Here is a 16,260-nt window from a genome sequence, read left to right on the forward strand (position 1 = left end):
AGTACGTTTTTGTATGATTCAGAAATCGAATTCAATAGTTGAAGTTCATCTTGACAAGCTGAAGCAAAACTTACAAACATTACGCTCTCATTTAGATAAAAATACCCGCATCATGTCGGTGGTAAAGGCCGATGCGTATGGTCATGGGGCCGTGGAGGTTGCGGGTACGTTGGAACCGCTGGTGGAGGCGTTTGCTGTGAATGATATTCACGAGGGAATCGAATTACGCAAGCAAGGTATTACGAAGCCTGTGCTTGTTTTTGAAGTACCTCAGAAATCGATGGCTTCGCATTACAGGATGCATAATTTAACGGCTACCGTCAGCGCTAAAGAACATTTTGACTGGCTTCCCAATGGCAGTTCATATCATCTTAATTTTGATACCGGCATGGGACGGTTGGGGTTTGCTCCTGATGAAGCCGAACGAGTATTATCATTGGTAAAGCAGAATGAAAATATATTTTGTACCGGGTTATACAGCCACTTTGCTACGGCAGATAGTCCGGGCTCTGATTTTGTTGCTGAGCAACATCGTTTGTTTAAAATGATTAGAGAGCAGTTCCCTCAAAAATTATCTGCACATATTGCCAATACGGGTGCAACCGCTTTTTATTCAAGCGAGCAGTTTAACATGGTTCGTTTGGGAATAGGGCTTTATGGATATGCACCTGGAACTACGGAGATAAAAGATATTGCTCCGATATTGCAGTGGAAGTCAAAACTGGTACAAGTAAAGCCCATCACTGAACAAAGTACCGTAAGTTATGGAGCTACCTGGCAGGCCCCGGAGGATGGGTATTTAGGAATTATTCCCGTTGGATATGATGACGGGCTAAAACGAAGTTTATCAGAAGAACTTACGGTGCGGATCAACGGGGAAAGGTATCCGTTGGTAGGCAATATTACTATGAACTACAGTATGGTCTTTCTGGGAGAGGATGAGTACAAACCTGATACCTCGGTTCAACTACTTTATTCGGGAAGCAATGCCTGGGACTGGGCATCAAAAATTGATACCATACCCTATGAGATATTGACGAGCATCAATCCAAAAATCCCAAGAGAATATATTTTATAACGATAAGAATTATTGTTGAATGCCTGTCAATTCCACGTCGTAGCGAATCGTTTTATCTCTAAGGTCAATGCCATTTACTCCTGGTCGGCTGTCATTGTATCCTAAAGAAGGTGGTACAATGATGACTCTTTTTTCGCCTTGTTTCATGCCCAACAGGCCGCGACGAAATCCTTCTATTTGTGCGGCTTGCTGTTGTGTGGAATTGGGAGTTAAGTTTGTGATAATTGCGGAACTGGTAGAACTATCAGCAAATGTACTTTCAAAGATTTCACCTCCTCCTGTTCCATCGTCAAAAATTCGTCCGGTGTACTTCACACCAATTTGATCAACCGGTTGAACAGTGCAATATTCTTCGATTCCACCGGGGCAAACCCCCTCTTCGATAATATAAATTTCTACCCCGCCTTCTTTGGTATAGGTGGTATCTGCTTCTGACAAATTATATGGTTCGGGTACAAAACTGTAATCCGGTCCTGTGGGGCGATTAGTACTATTATCATTACAGCTCTGAATAAGAAGTGCTGAAAAAATGAGTAGTGCAAATAGCAGAAAAGGTGATTTTTTAAAAAATTGCATTGACTTGTAAATAATTGAAATCTGTTTCTATTTGAGGTAGTTATATGCTATCTACGCTTATTTTAATAGCGTTAAAGGTAACGTATTTACAGTGCACAGGAAAACGGAATTTCCAACACTTATCCATCACTAAACGCTTGTTCCAGCTCTTTGTTGCGTTTGCGAACCCCCAATCCACTAATCCAGATAGAAAGCTGGAAAAGTAATACTAATGGAATAGCAATAAGTACTTGCGATACGGGATCGGGCGGGGTTAAAAAGGCTGACAGGACAAAGCAGGAAATAATGGCATGACGTCGGTACTGTTTTAGAAAATCGGGGGTTAGCAGACCAAATTTGGAAAAGAAATAGCTTAATACCGGCAGTTGAAATATTATACCGCATGATAATATCCACAGGGTCAGGGAGCTGAAATACTCATTGATATCAAAGTCGTTATGGATAGCATCGGATATTTGGAACTGACTGAAGAATTGTAGCGCAAAAGGGACGAGAATAAAGTATCCGAATGCGACGCCCAACAGAAAAAAGAAGGTGATAAAGGCACTATGGCCGATTGATTTCCATTTTTCTGATTGTTCCATGGCCGGTTCTATAAACGACCATAATTGGTAAAACAGGATAGGAGATCCCAGAATACCACCAAAAACAATGAGCGTGCCCCAGTAAGTAAAAAATTGGCCGGGTAATTTTCGGCTTTGAATAGTGAGATCGATCGCATCAATCCCCAGAATTTTGTAGACCAGAAAATCAGATTGGGTTGGCCCAAGCATAACATCCGAAACGAGAAAATCCCCAAAGAAAAAAGCGATGACCATGCCCACTGCAATGCCGGCAAGGCCTTTTATGAGCCGCCAGCGCAACTCCTCAAGATGGTCAAGGAACGACATGTTGGCGGTCCGATCTTTAGGTTTTTTTGCTTCGGGTAGATCCTCGGTCATTATTTGGCGCTCTTCGGTCATATATGTGTCGGGATTCCTAAGCAGTTACAAAGTCGTAGAGTGGAAAGTTGTCGCAGAGTTCCGAAACTTGTCCTCTTACTTCAGTTATTACAGATTCGTTTTTCGGATCTTGCAGTACTTTATCGATAAGTTTAGCAATTGTTTTAAACTCGTCGGTCCCCAATCCCCGGGTAGTCATGGCCGGTGACCCAATGCGAATACCTGAGGTGACAAACGGGCTTTCGGTATCGAAGGGCACCATGTTTTTGTTGAGGGTGATGTTGGCTTTTTCCAACGCTTCTTCGGCAACTTTGCCGGTCAATCCCTTATTGCGTAAATCGATAAGGATGAGATGATTATCCGTGCCATTACTTACGAGGTTGTACCCCATCTCCATAAAAGCATTGCCCATTGCTTGGGCATTTGCTTGTACCTTCTTCTGGTATGACTTAAAATCGTCCTGCAATGCTTCCTTAAAGGATACGGCTTTTGAGGCAATCACATGCATGAGCGGCCCGCCTTGCGTACCGGGAAATACGCCGGAATCAAGAATTTCGCTCCAGTTTTTTGTTCGTCCGGATTTACGAGCGGTTACTCCCAGAGTATTTTCTCCATCTTCTCCAAGCAAGATCATTCCCCCGCGAGGACCGCGTAATGTTTTATGAGTTGTTGTAGTTACAACATGGCAGTGGGGCAGGGGATTGTTTAGCAAGCCAGCAGCAATAAGTCCGGCTGTGTGAGCCATATCCATCCATAAATACGCTCCAACTTCATCAGCGATTTCACGAAATGTTTTGTAGTTTAAATCCCGTGGATACGCTGAGGCACCAATAGAGATAAGCTTCGGTTGAATCTCTTTGGCTTTTTTACGGACTTCATCCAGATCGATACGTCCCGTTTCTTTATCAACGCCATAAAATTCCGAATTATACAAGATCCCCGAGAAGTTGACGGGAGAACCGTGCGTTAAGTGGCCACCGTGCGAAAGGTCCAGGCCCAATAGCGTTTCGCCGGGCTCCATAAAAGTTAGATAGACCGCAGCATTTGCCTGCGCACCTGAGTGAGGTTGGACGTTTACCCAAGAGGCTCCAAAAAGTTTTTTGGCTCGTTCACGGGCTAATTCCTCAACTTTGTCAACGACTTCGCAGCCACCGTAATATCGCTTGCCGGGTAATCCCTCGGCGTACTTGTTTGTCAACGTTGAGCCCATTGCTTCCATAACCGCTCGTGAAGCAAAATTTTCGGATGCAATGAGTTCTAAATTATCATTTTGGCGTTCTTTTTCTTCAGCTAAAAGTTGAAATATATCAGAATCTTGTTCAGATAGAGATTGCATACCCATTAATTTTTATCAGTTAAATCATGAATTTTTTTTACGCGTCGTTCGTGTCGGCCGCCATCAAAATCAGTATTGAGCCAAACTTCGACAATCTTTTTTAATTTTTCTGTACTCAGTTGTCTCCCGGGCAGGCATAATATATTCGCGTTGTTATGCTGTCGGGTCATTTTAGCAGAATTATCATCATACACCAATGCGGCGCGAACATTTTTATATTTATTTGCCGTCATGCACATTCCCTGTCCGGTTCCGCAAATAAGGATCCCCTTTTCGTGCTCACCGTTATTTACTTTTTCGGCTACCTGAACAGCAAAATCGGGATAGTCAACAGATTCGTCGGAGTGAGTACCAAAATCAACAGGCATGTGCCCCATTTCTTCGAGCCAAGCTTTTACTTTTTCTTTGGCCTCAAAACCGGCATGGTCGCTGGCTATTGGAATAATCATAATTGCATAAATTTGCTTGAGTTAAGGGTTGGTTAAATATCCGTAAATTACGCCTTATTAAAAAGGTGACCGGATGTAATATATATGCTTTCTTAGCTGAATGATAAAAGCATGAAAGGGGCATGATTTTATCGCCCGCTGGTTAGCGCATAGATAAGGATATTTGTACCCATTTGAAGCGCTTTTTCTCTAACTGCGGCCGGGTCGTTATGTATATCGGGATTCGCCCAACCATCTCCCAAATTTGTTTCATAGGTATAAAATACGGCCAATCGACCATCCAGAAATATCCCAAATCCCCGGGGCGGTTTACCATCGTGTTCATGAATTTTGGGTAATCCATCAGGGAATTCGAACACTTGATGATAAATGGGATGATCAAAAGGAAGTTCGATTAGTGCTTCATCCGGAAAGACTTTTTTTATCATATTTCTAAAATGTTCATCCAGTCCGTAATCATCGTCCACGTAAAGAAACCCCCCGTTTTGTAAATAGCTTCGCAAGTTTTGGGCTTCGGCCTGGTTCAGGCTGATGGTACCGTGACCGGTTAAAAAGGCAAAGGGATAATTAAAAAGATCAGGGCTGCCGATTTCGATATCATCATATTCTGCATTTATAGCGATGGGAACCTGTTGTTGAGCAAATTCAGCCAGATTCTGTAAAGCGGATGGATCGTTATACCAGTCACCGCCCCCTCGATATTGGATGCGAGCTAAATTGAAAGAATCAGAATCCTGCGCTGTTGTTGGACAGCTAAAACCGACTATTAGAGTGACTAACAGTATATATTTCAGAATGTTTGAAACCATGGGGATATATTTTACGGTCGAGCAATATAAGTAGTATTAGAGTCGCTGGCCATACTTCCAAAAATACCAATACCGCCGTTTACATTATAGCGGATATTTTGAATTTCACCGGGCGATAAGGTAGTGCCCCCTGATTGCGTGTCATGTGATCGGAGAAAGTCGTAGAAATTATCATCGATGGCATTTACTATAATATTATTAGAACCGTAAAAGGCAACTCCCAACCAAGGTAATCGCAAAGAAATAGTGCCATCCGAATTACGTTCAAAATTTCCCTCATTGACGATACCCGATGAGTTGACGTAAAACTCCTCGATATCGGTCTCGTCATCATCCACTTGATCAGCGTAAAAGGGCGTTAAATTATCGGGACTTGACTCTAATGAATTAATAGTAAAAACAAAATAGGTTTGCCGATCAGTAATATATGAGCTTGGGGTTGTCGTAAGCTCAACTTGCTTTTTGCTTTGGTATACGTAGGTGGGTTCCAGTTCATTAACGACCTGAAAGTTTCCCGGGACATAGGTTATGGAAGTGATTTCTTCCCCATCTTGAGTGGTAATAAACAGCCGGTATAGTTGTTCGGCCTGGATGGTTACGTTATTGGCTGGGGTGTAAATGCCCGGTTGCTGCTGCTGATATTGATACCGTGCCGCAACAGAACTGTCAGGATTTAGACGCTGGATTTCAACTTCGGCACCGGATACGGTATTATCCTCAAATCGGTAGGTTTCGTCGATGGGATTCGTCGTAGAAAGGCGAACCTGCTGCAGGCTTCCGTTTGCTACCAAATAAGATTCTACGACATAGTATTCTTGGTATTCATCCTGCTCGTAGAGGTCACAGCCCGCCAGTACAACCAAGAACGATAATATTGTAATGAGTTTTTTCATGGTTAAAAATCTATGGTGTATGAAATAGTTGGTAAAACAGGAAGCAGTGTTACCGCTTCACGCTTTGCGGGATTTTCATCCAGGTCATAATTATAAAACCAGACGTTGCGACGAGAATAGGCATTTATAACTTGGAATTGCCATTCTGCTTCGCCCATCCCAAAGAAAGTGCCTTTGCGACTAAAACTGATATCGAGCCGGTTGTAGTCGGGCAACCGTGATGCATTGACGCGACCTACAATCAGTTGGTCAAAGCTAAGACCGGAGGTTGGCACATCGAAAGCTCTGGTACGTCCCAACGGTTTTGTATAGGCTTGGCCGGTGGCATAATTGAAGCTCACGGTTGTAGACCAACGTTTGCTAAGATCGTATTGTAAAACAATATTGAAATCATGAATGCGATCGTATTTAGGCGGATAATATCGGGCTGTACCCTGATTTGAAATAGGATCGTTAAAATTGGGAAATTTACGTCGAGTGACGCCAAAGGTATAACCGGCAAAACCTGTTATACGGCCTACCTGACGTTCAAAATAGAGTTCCGCGCCATAGGCATAGCCCTCACCAAAACGAAAAATTTCCTTATAAGGCAGTCCGGCCTGATCCGAGATGAAAGGATCAAGTTCAAACAGATCATTCATTGAGCGATAGTAGAGTTCTACATCAAATCCGTGTCCTTCCCAGGGAATCGTTTTGGCTCCTATCACATATTGATTGCCATAGGCAGGGGGGACTCCGACATCAGTAGTCAGCCAGACATCAAAACCCGTAAAAGCTTCGTTGGATATGAGGGTTAGAAACTGATTATATCGTCCGTAAGCTCCTTGCAGTCGAATACGGTCAGTGGCACGATATTCCAGCGACATGCGTGGCTCCAGCCTGAAATATTGTCCTTCGCTGAATCCAGCTATTCGTAATCCGGGGGTCGCAAGCCATTTATCCGTAATGTTCCACTTGTCCTGGATATACCATGACCCGTACTGCGTTTGTATCCGTGAACTGAATGTGTCTTCCCCGTCGAAGCTGTCTTGTAGTTTTAAGGTCAAATTACCAACCCAAAAGCCGGTGGAGATTTCATGATTATTGTTGGGCAGGTATTCAATATCACCTTTCAGCGAAAAATCATAAATATTGTTAGAACGATCGATGGGCGTTGTAGCAAGATTTATGGAAGGGTAATTAAAATATCGTGATCCGGTTGCGGTAAAGTTAGCGAATACCTTGTCAGAGAAAATGTGGGTCCAGGTTGAGCTAAGCGTCTGATTCCCATAGTTAAGGTCAATGCTTGCATCGGTGGCAAAGGGGAAGTTGAGGTTATCGACTCCACTATAGAAAGCCAGCGAAATTTTATTATTGTCATTGGCATCATAATTAACTTTGCCGTTGAGATCCAGAAAGTAAAAACTCTTGGGGATGTTATCCGTAGTACTTTGCAATATAGCAAGTGCCGGTTCAAGGGTAGAGCGGCGTACGGCTAACATATAGGAGCCATTTTTGAATGGACCTTCAATTGAGGCGCGAGAGGAGAGTAGTCCTACCGAAACTGATCCTTGAAATTCATTTCTATTACCGTCCTTATTAAAGATAGTAAGGACCGATCCCAGCCGTCCTCCGTATTTGGCCGGATATCCCCCTTTATAGAGGCGTACATCTTTAACAGCATCAGGATTGAAGGTAGAAAAGAACCCAAAAAAGTGAGAAGGATTGTAAACAGTGGTTCGATCGAGTAGAATTAGTGTTTGATCGGGGCTACCTCCGCGAATATAGAGTCCACTGGAAAAATCAGAAGCCGCTTTTACTCCCGGCAATAACTGAAGCGATCGAAAGACATCAGATTGAAGAACAGAGGGCAAGTCATTGATAAGCTTTGTCTGCATTTGTGCAATCCCGATATTACGCTGTTCTTCTTTTTCTCGCTCCGATTCAACAACTACTTCATCGAGTTGGAAGCCCTCAGGATTGAGTTCGATATCAAGGCGTAGGTTTTGCCCCGGCTCCAAAGAAATTTCTTGTTCGTACCGTTGATATCCCACATAAGTTGCAACAATGGTATACGTTCCGGCTTCAATATTGGTTAGAGAAAAATATCCAGAAGTATTTGAAGAGGTGCCTTTTCGACTGTCTTTTATGGCTATATTGGCTGAAATAAGTGTTTCTCCGGTTTCTACATCAGTAATATAACCGTTGATAGAGGCCGATTGCTGCCCATAAGAAAGTTGTGCCGAAAGAAATAAGATCAGCACTGCGATAAGTTTTTTCACGCCTTGAATAGTTATTGTTTTATAGTCGCAGTTAACGTTTTGCAAGGTAAGAGAATTAAAAGTTTGTCCGAAAAATTAGTTGCTGAATTTTTCAAAAATCGGATTCAGAGATTATTATCTTTACGGCTGTTATAAAAATGATTCCAAATAAGAATTTCAGTTAGTATTAATAGAATATGAGCAGCGAACGTTCAAATTGGATTGTATTAAAATTTGGGGGCAGCAGTGTATCGTCTCCGGAAAACTGGCAAAAGATCGCATCGGAAGTCCAGAAGCGCCAAAATGAAGGGTATAAAGTATGCCTGGTGCATTCTGCCCTAAGCGGAATTTCAAATACGCTTGAAGAAATTGTTGAGCACCCATCAGATAATAATCTATTCCCAAAGGTTGAACGGATTAAAGAGCAACACCTTGAGTTAGGTCAAAAACTGGGGGTTGCTGCCAAAGAGTTGCTTGCTGAAGATTTTGAGGAGTTGGAACATATTGTAAAGGGAATAGAACTGATTGGTGAAGCGAGTTACCGGGTTCAGGCGCGCCTCTTGGCAATGGGAGAACTGATGGCGACCAAACTTGGTGCGGCCTATCTGAATCAAAAATTAGATACAGCAGAATGGGTTGACGCGAGAAATCATATTAAAACAGTGGTCCGAAAAAATGCTACCGAACGTTCGCGCATTATTTCTGCCGTAAGCACTACGGATTATGATGCAACAGTTGCTGATGCCTTGGACAAAGCTGGTCCCGTTGTTGTGACACAAGGATTTATTGGAAGTGATTCGGAAGATAAAACGGTCATTTTGGGACGAGGCGGATCGGACGTTTCGGCAGCCTATTTTGCTGCCAAAATCGGAGCAGAACGATTGGAGATTTGGACTGATGTGCCGGGGATGTTTTCGGCGAATCCGCATGCTGTGCCGTCGGCAAGGTTATTGAATCATCTCAGTTATGAAGAGGCTCAGGAGATTGCCACCAATGGGGCACACGTCTTACACCCGCGAAGTATCATGCCTGCTCGAAAGCATGGTATTCCCATCCATGTACGATGTACGTTAAAGCCGGAGTTGACCGGGACCGTTATTTCGTCTGAGGGTTCTGATGATGAAGCCATAGTAAAAGCGATTGCTGTTCGAGATGATGTGATTTTAGTAAGTATGGAGTCGCTGGGTATGTGGCAAGAGGTGGGTTTCTTGGCAGATGCTTTTGAAGTTTTTAAGCATTATGGGCTATCGATCGATCTGGTGTCTACTTCGCAATCAAACGTTACGGTTTCACTTGATCCGGGTTTAAATGAGCATTTCCAGGATATTCGGGAGGAATTTGTGGAGGATTTGGGAAACTTTTGCAAGGTAGAGGTTATCGAATCGGTATCAGCGGTAAGTCTTTTAGGGCGTCGTATTCGTACTATCTTGCATCAGCTTGGATCGGCCTTCGAGGTTTTTCAGGAGCACCAGGTATATTTGGTAAGTCAGGCTGCTAATGACTTGAATTTTACGTTTGTAGTGGAAGGTGAGCAGGCTGATCGGTTGGTGCGTCAACTGCATGAACAGGTCATTCTACAGTCAGGCAAACAGCATTCGTTTGGTCCCACATGGTCGCAGTTGATGAAAGAGGAAGATGAAGTAGAAGAGAACGGAGAACCTTGGTGGGGCAAAAAACGTGAGCAACTGCTCAAGGTTATGAAGGACAACGGTTCTTCTTATGTGTACGATATAGACACCGTTAAACGATATGCCGGCCTTATACAGAATTTGGATGCGGTATCATTTGGCTTGTATGCGATGAAGGCCAATGCTAATGACGATATTTTAAAAACCTTCGAATCATTGGGTTTTGGCTTTGAATGCGTATCGATTGGTGAGGTGCGGAAAATTTTTGACCTGTTTCCCGATATGGATCCTAAAAAAATATTGTTCACCCCCAATTTTGCTCCCCGGTCGGAGTACGAAGAGGGGCTGAAGCTGGGTGTTAATGTGACGCTTGATAATATTTACCCATTGCAAAAATGGCCAAAGCTGTTTAAGGGAGAAGAGCTGTTTTTACGGATCGATCCCGGTCATGGCGGTGGCCATCATGAGCACGTGAAAACGGGCGGTGTGCAATCAAAGTTTGGGATACCTCGCTTTGAGCTTGACGAACTTAAAGAATTAGTTAAAGATCATGAGATTTCCGTAAAAGGATTACATGCCCATATTGGGAGCGGTATCAAAGATCCCCAGTCGTGGAAAGATACGGCTGTAATTTTGCATAATGTAGCCGAACAGTTGGGTGGGGTTGAGATACTTGATCTGGGGGGCGGTTTTGGGATTCAAGAAAATGAAACTCAGGCCAATCTGGATATTGGAGAGGTTGATAAATCACTGCAGAAATTTAAAGAGGCTCATCCCCAGTATGATTTGTGGGTAGAACCGGGGCGCTTTTTAGTAGCAACGGCCGGAGTATTGTTGAGCAAAGTGACCCAACTGAAAGGGAAGGGAGAGATGCAGTATGTAGGCATCGAAACAGGTATGAATTCGTTTATCAGGCCGGCACTTTACGGCGCGCGACATACCATTGTAAATCTTTCAAAGTTGGATCATCCTTCTAATCAAACCGTTAATATTGTTGGACCTATTTGTGAGTCCGGTGATAAGCTGGGGATTGATCGATTGTTTCCCAACTCTGAGGAAGGCGATGTTATTTTGATTGCAAATGCTGGTGCATACGGAAAAGTAATGAGCTCAAATTACAACTTACGTCAGCCGGCCGACGAAAAAGTAATCAGGTAAAAGCTTGTTATAAACTGGGTTTGATGATTGTAAAATAGCGTCTTGGCGGATTGGGAGCTGTTTCCCAAACCAGCTTACCATTGTACCAGATACGCTCGGCAATAGAACCGCGACCCTCGTTGTATCCCTTTACCCGAAGCGTATCAAAATTATCGCGATGATCTTCGATTAATGTTATGGATATTCCATCGATAAATTCTCGATTGGGAAACACACGGAGAGCATAACGATTGGTCCCCTCATCTACATAAAAAGAATGTTGATTTTTGGCCGTCTCTACAGGTTCAAACTCTCCAGTCTCGTCATTTTTTTGCAGATAATAGATGTTATAAAACGGAAAATAATCCTTTTTTAATAAATCTTCGCCTTCTTCATTAACATAGCTAATACTGACATCCATTATGGGAGGAGTAGTCCCGGGATCTTCATTATTGGTGATACAACCAACCGAGAGGATAAGAATTGGCAGAATAAGAAGAAGTTGCTTATTCATAATAACTTCTGAAGAAGGTTGATCAAGTTACCCTTTGCAAAATTAGGTTATCGAACGTTATGGTAGAAATCAATGGAAAATAAATATAGTCTTATTTCATTGACTTTGGTGTAAAATACTTTGAATTTTAGTGCGTTTTAAATTGTTGTAACATTAGAACGTGAGAAACACATAAAGCGTTCTGTACACAATTTGTTCTTTAACGTATTGGGGGTGTAATGGATTCGACGGAGTGAGTAAAATCGCAGGCTGCATGCCGAGTTTGAGCGATGACCTCGTAAATCATCATCATGCAATTAAATGTAGTTGACAACAACTATTCTTATAGCTTAGCTGCGTAACGCAGCTTAGCCGTTCCTTCAGCTTCTTGCCTGTCAGTGCTGAATGGAGCGCCGACTATGACAGGATAGCGTAGGTTTCGTTGACTGTCGAACTTGCGTAAAACTTTAGCAGTCTAGTCTGAAGTTGCCTGTTGCCGGGCGATGCTTCAGGCGAACTCTAAACGGCAACTAAGCATGTAGATGCTTGAACGATATACCATTTCGGACCGGGGTTCGATTCCCCGCACCTCCACAATAAAAATTAAGCCAAACCCTTTTTTGTGGTTTGGCTTTTTTTATTTTTGCTTAGTTTTCTCGGAGTTGGTTTCTCCAAAGCTCAATAGCTCCACCGGTAGGAGAGTCATTGTTCCAATTGGCGCCCACAATATCCAGATCTCCATCATCGTCGATATCTGCAACCCTGATATTATGAGATCCGGTTGTGGCAATTACCTGGGACTTCCAGCTCGTTGCTCCTCCTTGATTCAAATAGATCATTACGCGTTGTTTTTCGGACTGGTGCATTTCGGCAATTACAATATCCAGATTTCCATCTAAATCCATATCCGCCACTTTAAATGTATGAACATAGGATATGTTGGAGTCAACCAAATGCTCGGTCCAGTCAGCAGGATTTGTGGGATCGCCGATCAGCTCATACCATTTTAAAGATCCTTTGCTTTCGGCCGGAGCGAGGATGATGTCCATTCGTCCGTCATTATTTAAATCGGCCGGAGTTACCCCTACATCTATGCCTTCCCACGAACTGGCAAAGGTATACTTCTGCCAATTATCTTGCGAGAAATTTTGAGGAGCCTGCAGCCAGTATCCATCCAATACGATATCCGTTCGATTATCTTTGTCGAGATCTACCAGGGCCAGTCCGCTGCGTGCTCCGGCATCCAATGGAATTTTAAGCCAGGAATCCGGGGATTGCTGCAATAAAACCGAAACGTCTCCCAATCGCACAACTACGTCTAATTTGCCATCCTTATTTAAATCGGCGACCTCCAGATCATGAGCACCGGCATCAGCAATTTTATGTCCGGTCCACAACTCACTTCCAGGCGAAGTGCCGGGGCGGGGATTTTCATACCACCATACCGTTGAGCCGGTACTGGTTCCCCTGGGGATGATAGCATCATAATCACCGTCATTGTCGATGTCACCCACCTGCATGTCGGTGGTAAATGATCCGCCGGCAATTTTATACTTGGTCCACGCTGGATATTCATACCAAAAAAGACCGGTCGTATCGCCGGAAGCGCTGGCGGCCAGAATATCTGGATAATTATCTCCATTGATATCACCAACTGTTTTGCAGTACGGATTGGGTGGGTTGTTGGAGTCAACGGTGACATGTTCAAAGGAAAGAACTTCATTAACACCGTTGGTATCCTCGTCGTCGATGCCTTGCGACCGGCAGGATACAATTAGAAATAGCAATATTAAACAGGGGAACAAATACCGTTCCGGGCGTCTCAGAGCTCTCATAGAATGTCAGGTTAAGTTAATTATATACCTTAAAGTTTATAGCTGTAAAACACTAAAAAGGTTTCAGCTAAAAAGAGAATATTTAAAAAACTTTCTGAGACGATCTTGTTTCGGCTGTACTGTTTTATTTGTGTGCATTAAGTATTTGTTCCAGCTTGCTGTCGGATACTGAAAGCATACCGTTTTTTGTGATGCGTTTAGTCAAGGTAACCCAGTTTGTGTCTTCACGAAATACCTGCCGAAATAATGGTAGTGATTGCTCGATGCGATCCGCATTGGCCATCGACACGGCCGTCCAGTAGGTCATTTCCATATTGTTGGGAAACATATCGCGGGCTTCTCCATACTCAGTCAGTGCCTTGTCGACATCACCTTGTTCTATTGCAATATCGCCGGCATTCATATGATCATAAGCTTGTTTTACTTTTAACAATCGAGCAATTTCATTGACTGCCTGCGAATCATCTTCAACACGGAGATCAATTTTACGATCCTGCCAAACTTTACCGGTCGATTCACCGCGCACGACCAGTAATGCTGCCGACTGCTGACCCCGAATATCGCCACCTGCCTTTTGTGCAGCTTCCAGTGCTGCTACCATACGCTCGGCCAGCGTTCCATCTGCATTTGAATAAGCTTTTGACATCGCCGGCCACACGTCGCCATTGAGCATCATATTAGATTGTACGGAATACTGATTTCCGGTAATATGTCCCGCTGCAGCGATACATTTGTCCCCGGTATAGGCCGCTACCCGTCCTTTGGAGTCGATAATGGCTACTTGTCGATATGCGCGTCCTTCATCACTTGCAATAAGAGAATCCAAGGTTTCTTGTGCGGTGTAACCCTGTTTGAGCAGATCGAGTCCGCGCGGTCCAAAACTAACATTGGTTAGCGATTGTGTTGCTATGGCCCCAACCCCTGCTTCGGCCCATGTCACCGAACTCCCTACCGAAAACCAGTGCGACTGCACGGCTACTCCAAGGTCACCGGTCACGCTGTCCCGGGCCACAATCGAAAAAGTGTGAGACAGGGGTTCATCCTGATTATATACGTGTTGAGAAAAACTCTGGGATGTACAGAACGTTACAAATACCAAAGTGGTAAGCAAAAAGCGTTTCATAATTATACTGTTAAGTTAGTAGTCATAAATAAGTTAACATCAGGTTTGGAAACTGCAAATACAGAACGAAGAAAAAAATGTGTACTCTAAGTTCGTTTATTGATTGGCTGGAAGCGAGAGGTGGGTTTGTGCCATTACCCATTTGCTATCTTTCTTTTGCATAACGCCGGTAAAACGGGCCCCGGTAAACGTAGTAACGGTATCGCGGGATTTAATTTTAGCATCGAGTTTGTGAAAATACCAAGCAATGGTTCCGGATTCCGCCACATTTACCGTTAAATCATAGATATCAGCTTTGTAATATTCCAGTCCTTCAAACTAACCCTTTGTAGCATCCCTGAGCACTTGCCAGCCTTTCCAAATTTCACCTTGGTCAGTACCAATGTGCACTGTTGAGTTTGTTTCAGGGATAAGCTTTTCCATGGCCTCCAGATCTTGGATATCCATGGTCTCAAAATAATGTTCTATTGCTCTTTTAACTTCTTGCTCAGCATTCATAAATAAATATTGGATTATGCATTCAAATGAAGTGGTCAATCATTATAATATTAAGAATACGTAATTTATTTATTAAGGTTGTCGGGATTCATTTTTTACTTTTCGAATTCCTTTGTACCCTGTAAGAAATCATCAAAAAAACTTTATAAATGAATTATCGTATGCTGGAGCTTATTGCTCCACCTGAGACGGCAAAAGAAGCACGCACTTTTGTTGAAGAGGAAGAGGTTTTAGGCGTATGGTCTGATAATTTGGAGGATGGATGCTCAATACTTCGGATATTGGTAGATGCCAATCGCACGGAAGCCCTGACTGATGCGTTGACTGAAAAGTTTTCGCATATCGAAGGGTTTCGAATTATGCTCTTAGAGGTACAGGCCACGCTGCCGCAACCAAAAGAAGAAGCGGAGGAGGAAGATGAAGAAGATTCCCAAGAGGAGAAGGATGAACAGGAAAAGAAATTTACCGCTCGGATAAGTCGTGAGGAGCTTTATGCGGATGTTGCAAGTGGGAGTGAACTCAATACCGTTTTTATTGGATTAGTATTTTTATCAACGCTTGTTGCAGGGGTGGGGCTTGTTCGTGATGATGTGGCTGTAATCATTGGCTCGATGGTTATTGCTCCACTCTTGGGCCCCAACGTATCAATGGCGTTATCTGTGACTCTCGGTGATCTGGATTTGGGGTGGAAGTCACTCAAAACGAATATCGCAGGATTACTGGCATCGTTTGCACTGGCTTTTGTGATGGGATTGGTGATGCACGTTGACCTGGAATCGCAGCAGCTCATCAATAAGACCAATGTAAATTGGGGGGATATTACCATTGCACTGGCTGCGGGAAGTGCGGGTGTTCTTGCTTTTACTCGTGGGGTCCCTGCTGCAATTGTCGGAGTAATGGTGGCGGTAGCTTTGCTTCCCCCGTTGGTAAATGTGGGCTTATTACTTGGTGCAGGATATATGAATTTGGCTATAGGTTCGATAATTCTTACGACCACAAACCTCATTTGTATTAACCTGGCCGGGATACTGACGTTTTTAGTACAGGGCATACAGCCCCGCAGCTGGTGGGAGGTAGAAAAAGCAAAAAAGGCTACCCGTATTGCGATTGGAATTTGGATAGCCCTGTTAGCAATTCTTGCAATAATTATTTGGTATTGGAATTTGTTTGTTAATCCCCTTTAACTGATCAGGAATAAAATCGCCAATCAAGAGGTAATCCATT

The 16,260-nt window shown here is 43.4% G+C and carries 15 protein-coding genes and 1 other RNA gene; 4 read left to right on the plus strand and 12 right to left on the minus strand.

From position 1 onward, the window contains the following. Positions 1–13: 13 nt before the first annotated feature. Positions 14–1,078, plus strand: a complete 1,065-nt coding sequence (gene alr / locus ACQ76V_RS04055; protein ID WP_440999199.1) for an alanine racemase — start codon at positions 14–16, stop codon at positions 1,076–1,078. A 9-nt stretch (positions 1,079–1,087) separates the two neighbouring features. On the opposite strand, the gene ACQ76V_RS04060 is transcribed toward alr, so the two are convergent. From ACQ76V_RS04060 to ACQ76V_RS04090, 7 genes are all read right to left on the minus strand, one after another. After that, positions 1,088–1,654 carry an FKBP-type peptidyl-prolyl cis-trans isomerase gene (locus ACQ76V_RS04060; protein ID WP_440999200.1) on the minus strand — a complete coding sequence of 189 codons (567 nt, stop codon included), beginning with the start codon at positions 1,652–1,654 and terminating at the stop codon, positions 1,088–1,090. Positions 1,655–1,773: 119 nt separating this feature from the next. Next, on the minus strand, positions 1,774–2,616 hold the full coding sequence (gene tatC / locus ACQ76V_RS04065; protein ID WP_440999201.1) for a twin-arginine translocase subunit TatC: 843 nt from the start codon (positions 2,614–2,616) through the stop codon (positions 1,774–1,776). Between the two features lie 16 nt (positions 2,617–2,632). Next, positions 2,633–3,931: a serine hydroxymethyltransferase gene (gene glyA, locus ACQ76V_RS04070; RefSeq protein ID WP_440999202.1), complete on the minus strand. Its 1,299-nt coding sequence runs from the start codon at positions 3,929–3,931 to the stop codon at positions 2,633–2,635. A 5-nt stretch (positions 3,932–3,936) separates the two neighbouring features. Then, positions 3,937–4,380: a ribose 5-phosphate isomerase B gene (rpiB, locus tag ACQ76V_RS04075; RefSeq protein WP_440999203.1), complete on the minus strand. Its 444-nt coding sequence runs from the start codon at positions 4,378–4,380 to the stop codon at positions 3,937–3,939. Between the two features lie 128 nt (positions 4,381–4,508). Further along, positions 4,509–5,189 carry a DUF4159 domain-containing protein gene (locus ACQ76V_RS04080; RefSeq protein ID WP_440999204.1) on the minus strand — a complete coding sequence of 227 codons (681 nt, stop codon included), beginning with the start codon at positions 5,187–5,189 and terminating at the stop codon, positions 4,509–4,511. A gap of 11 nt (positions 5,190–5,200) precedes the next feature. Continuing rightward, positions 5,201–6,082 (minus strand): DUF4249 family protein, encoded by an 882-nt coding sequence (locus ACQ76V_RS04085; protein WP_440999205.1) that lies wholly within the window; start codon positions 6,080–6,082, stop codon positions 5,201–5,203. Between the two features lie 2 nt (positions 6,083–6,084). Beyond that, positions 6,085–8,343 (minus strand): TonB-dependent receptor, encoded by a 2,259-nt coding sequence (locus ACQ76V_RS04090; protein ID WP_440999206.1) that lies wholly within the window; start codon positions 8,341–8,343, stop codon positions 6,085–6,087. 176 nt (positions 8,344–8,519) lie between these two features. Between ACQ76V_RS04090 and ACQ76V_RS04095 the strand changes: the two genes are divergently transcribed. Beyond that, a complete protein-coding gene (locus ACQ76V_RS04095) occupies positions 8,520–11,108 on the plus strand; it encodes a bifunctional aspartate kinase/diaminopimelate decarboxylase (protein ID WP_440999207.1) in 2,589 nt (862 codons plus the stop codon). A 7-nt stretch (positions 11,109–11,115) separates the two neighbouring features. Here ACQ76V_RS04095 and ACQ76V_RS04100 read toward each other — a convergent pair whose 3' ends face one another. Beyond that, positions 11,116–11,601: a hypothetical protein gene (locus ACQ76V_RS04100; protein ID WP_440999208.1), complete on the minus strand. Its 486-nt coding sequence runs from the start codon at positions 11,599–11,601 to the stop codon at positions 11,116–11,118. Positions 11,602–11,810: 209 nt separating this feature from the next. On the opposite strand from ACQ76V_RS04100, the gene ssrA reads away from it, so the two are divergent. After that, positions 11,811–12,177, plus strand: a transfer-messenger RNA (tmRNA) gene (gene ssrA / locus ACQ76V_RS04105). 50 nt (positions 12,178–12,227) lie between these two features. On the opposite strand, the gene ACQ76V_RS04110 is transcribed toward ssrA, so the two are convergent. The 4 genes from ACQ76V_RS04110 to ACQ76V_RS04125 form a co-directional block, all read right to left on the minus strand. Next, entirely contained in the window at positions 12,228–13,415 is a 1,188-nt protein-coding gene (locus ACQ76V_RS04110) for an FG-GAP repeat domain-containing protein (protein ID WP_440999209.1), read from the minus strand. 124 nt (positions 13,416–13,539) lie between these two features. Then, complete coding sequence (locus tag ACQ76V_RS04115) at positions 13,540–14,538, minus strand: DUF1028 domain-containing protein (protein ID WP_440999210.1); 999 nt, start codon at positions 14,536–14,538, stop codon at positions 13,540–13,542. A 96-nt stretch (positions 14,539–14,634) separates the two neighbouring features. Continuing rightward, positions 14,635–14,847, minus strand: coding sequence for a nuclear transport factor 2 family protein (locus ACQ76V_RS04120; RefSeq protein WP_440999475.1), 213 nt, complete (start codon positions 14,845–14,847; stop codon positions 14,635–14,637). Between the two features lie 9 nt (positions 14,848–14,856). Further along, a complete protein-coding gene (locus ACQ76V_RS04125; protein ID WP_440999211.1) occupies positions 14,857–15,036 on the minus strand; it encodes a hypothetical protein in 180 nt (59 codons plus the stop codon). A 149-nt stretch (positions 15,037–15,185) separates the two neighbouring features. Between ACQ76V_RS04125 and ACQ76V_RS04130 the strand changes: the two genes are divergently transcribed. Further along, positions 15,186–16,220, plus strand: a complete 1,035-nt coding sequence (locus ACQ76V_RS04130; protein ID WP_440999212.1) for a TIGR00341 family protein — start codon at positions 15,186–15,188, stop codon at positions 16,218–16,220. The last annotated feature ends 40 nt before the right edge of the window (positions 16,221–16,260 follow it).

This window comes from Fodinibius sp. SL11 (assembly GCF_052060035.1).
Lineage (GTDB): Bacteria > Bacteroidota > Rhodothermia > Balneolales > Balneolaceae > Fodinibius.

Coding starts and splice junctions, on each gene's coding strand:
- alr (WP_440999199.1), top strand. CDS start 14: ATGATTCAGAAATCGAATTCAATAGTTGAAGTTCATCTTGACAAGCTG.
- ACQ76V_RS04060 (WP_440999200.1), bottom strand. CDS start 1,654: ATGCAATTTTTTAAAAAATCACCTTTTCTGCTATTTGCACTACTCATT.
- tatC (WP_440999201.1), bottom strand. CDS start 2,616: ATGACCGAAGAGCGCCAAATAATGACCGAGGATCTACCCGAAGCAAAA.
- glyA (WP_440999202.1), bottom strand. CDS start 3,931: ATGCAATCTCTATCTGAACAAGATTCTGATATATTTCAACTTTTAGCT.
- rpiB (WP_440999203.1), bottom strand. CDS start 4,380: ATGATTATTCCAATAGCCAGCGACCATGCCGGTTTTGAGGCCAAAGAA.
- ACQ76V_RS04080 (WP_440999204.1), bottom strand. CDS start 5,189: ATGGTTTCAAACATTCTGAAATATATACTGTTAGTCACTCTAATAGTC.
- ACQ76V_RS04085 (WP_440999205.1), bottom strand. CDS start 6,082: ATGAAAAAACTCATTACAATATTATCGTTCTTGGTTGTACTGGCGGGC.
- ACQ76V_RS04095 (WP_440999207.1), top strand. CDS start 8,520: ATGAGCAGCGAACGTTCAAATTGGATTGTATTAAAATTTGGGGGCAGC.
- ACQ76V_RS04100 (WP_440999208.1), bottom strand. CDS start 11,601: ATGAATAAGCAACTTCTTCTTATTCTGCCAATTCTTATCCTCTCGGTT.
- ACQ76V_RS04110 (WP_440999209.1), bottom strand. CDS start 13,415: ATGAGAGCTCTGAGACGCCCGGAACGGTATTTGTTCCCCTGTTTAATA.
- ACQ76V_RS04115 (WP_440999210.1), bottom strand. CDS start 14,538: ATGAAACGCTTTTTGCTTACCACTTTGGTATTTGTAACGTTCTGTACA.
- ACQ76V_RS04125 (WP_440999211.1), bottom strand. CDS start 15,036: ATGAATGCTGAGCAAGAAGTTAAAAGAGCAATAGAACATTATTTTGAG.
- ACQ76V_RS04130 (WP_440999212.1), top strand. CDS start 15,186: ATGAATTATCGTATGCTGGAGCTTATTGCTCCACCTGAGACGGCAAAA.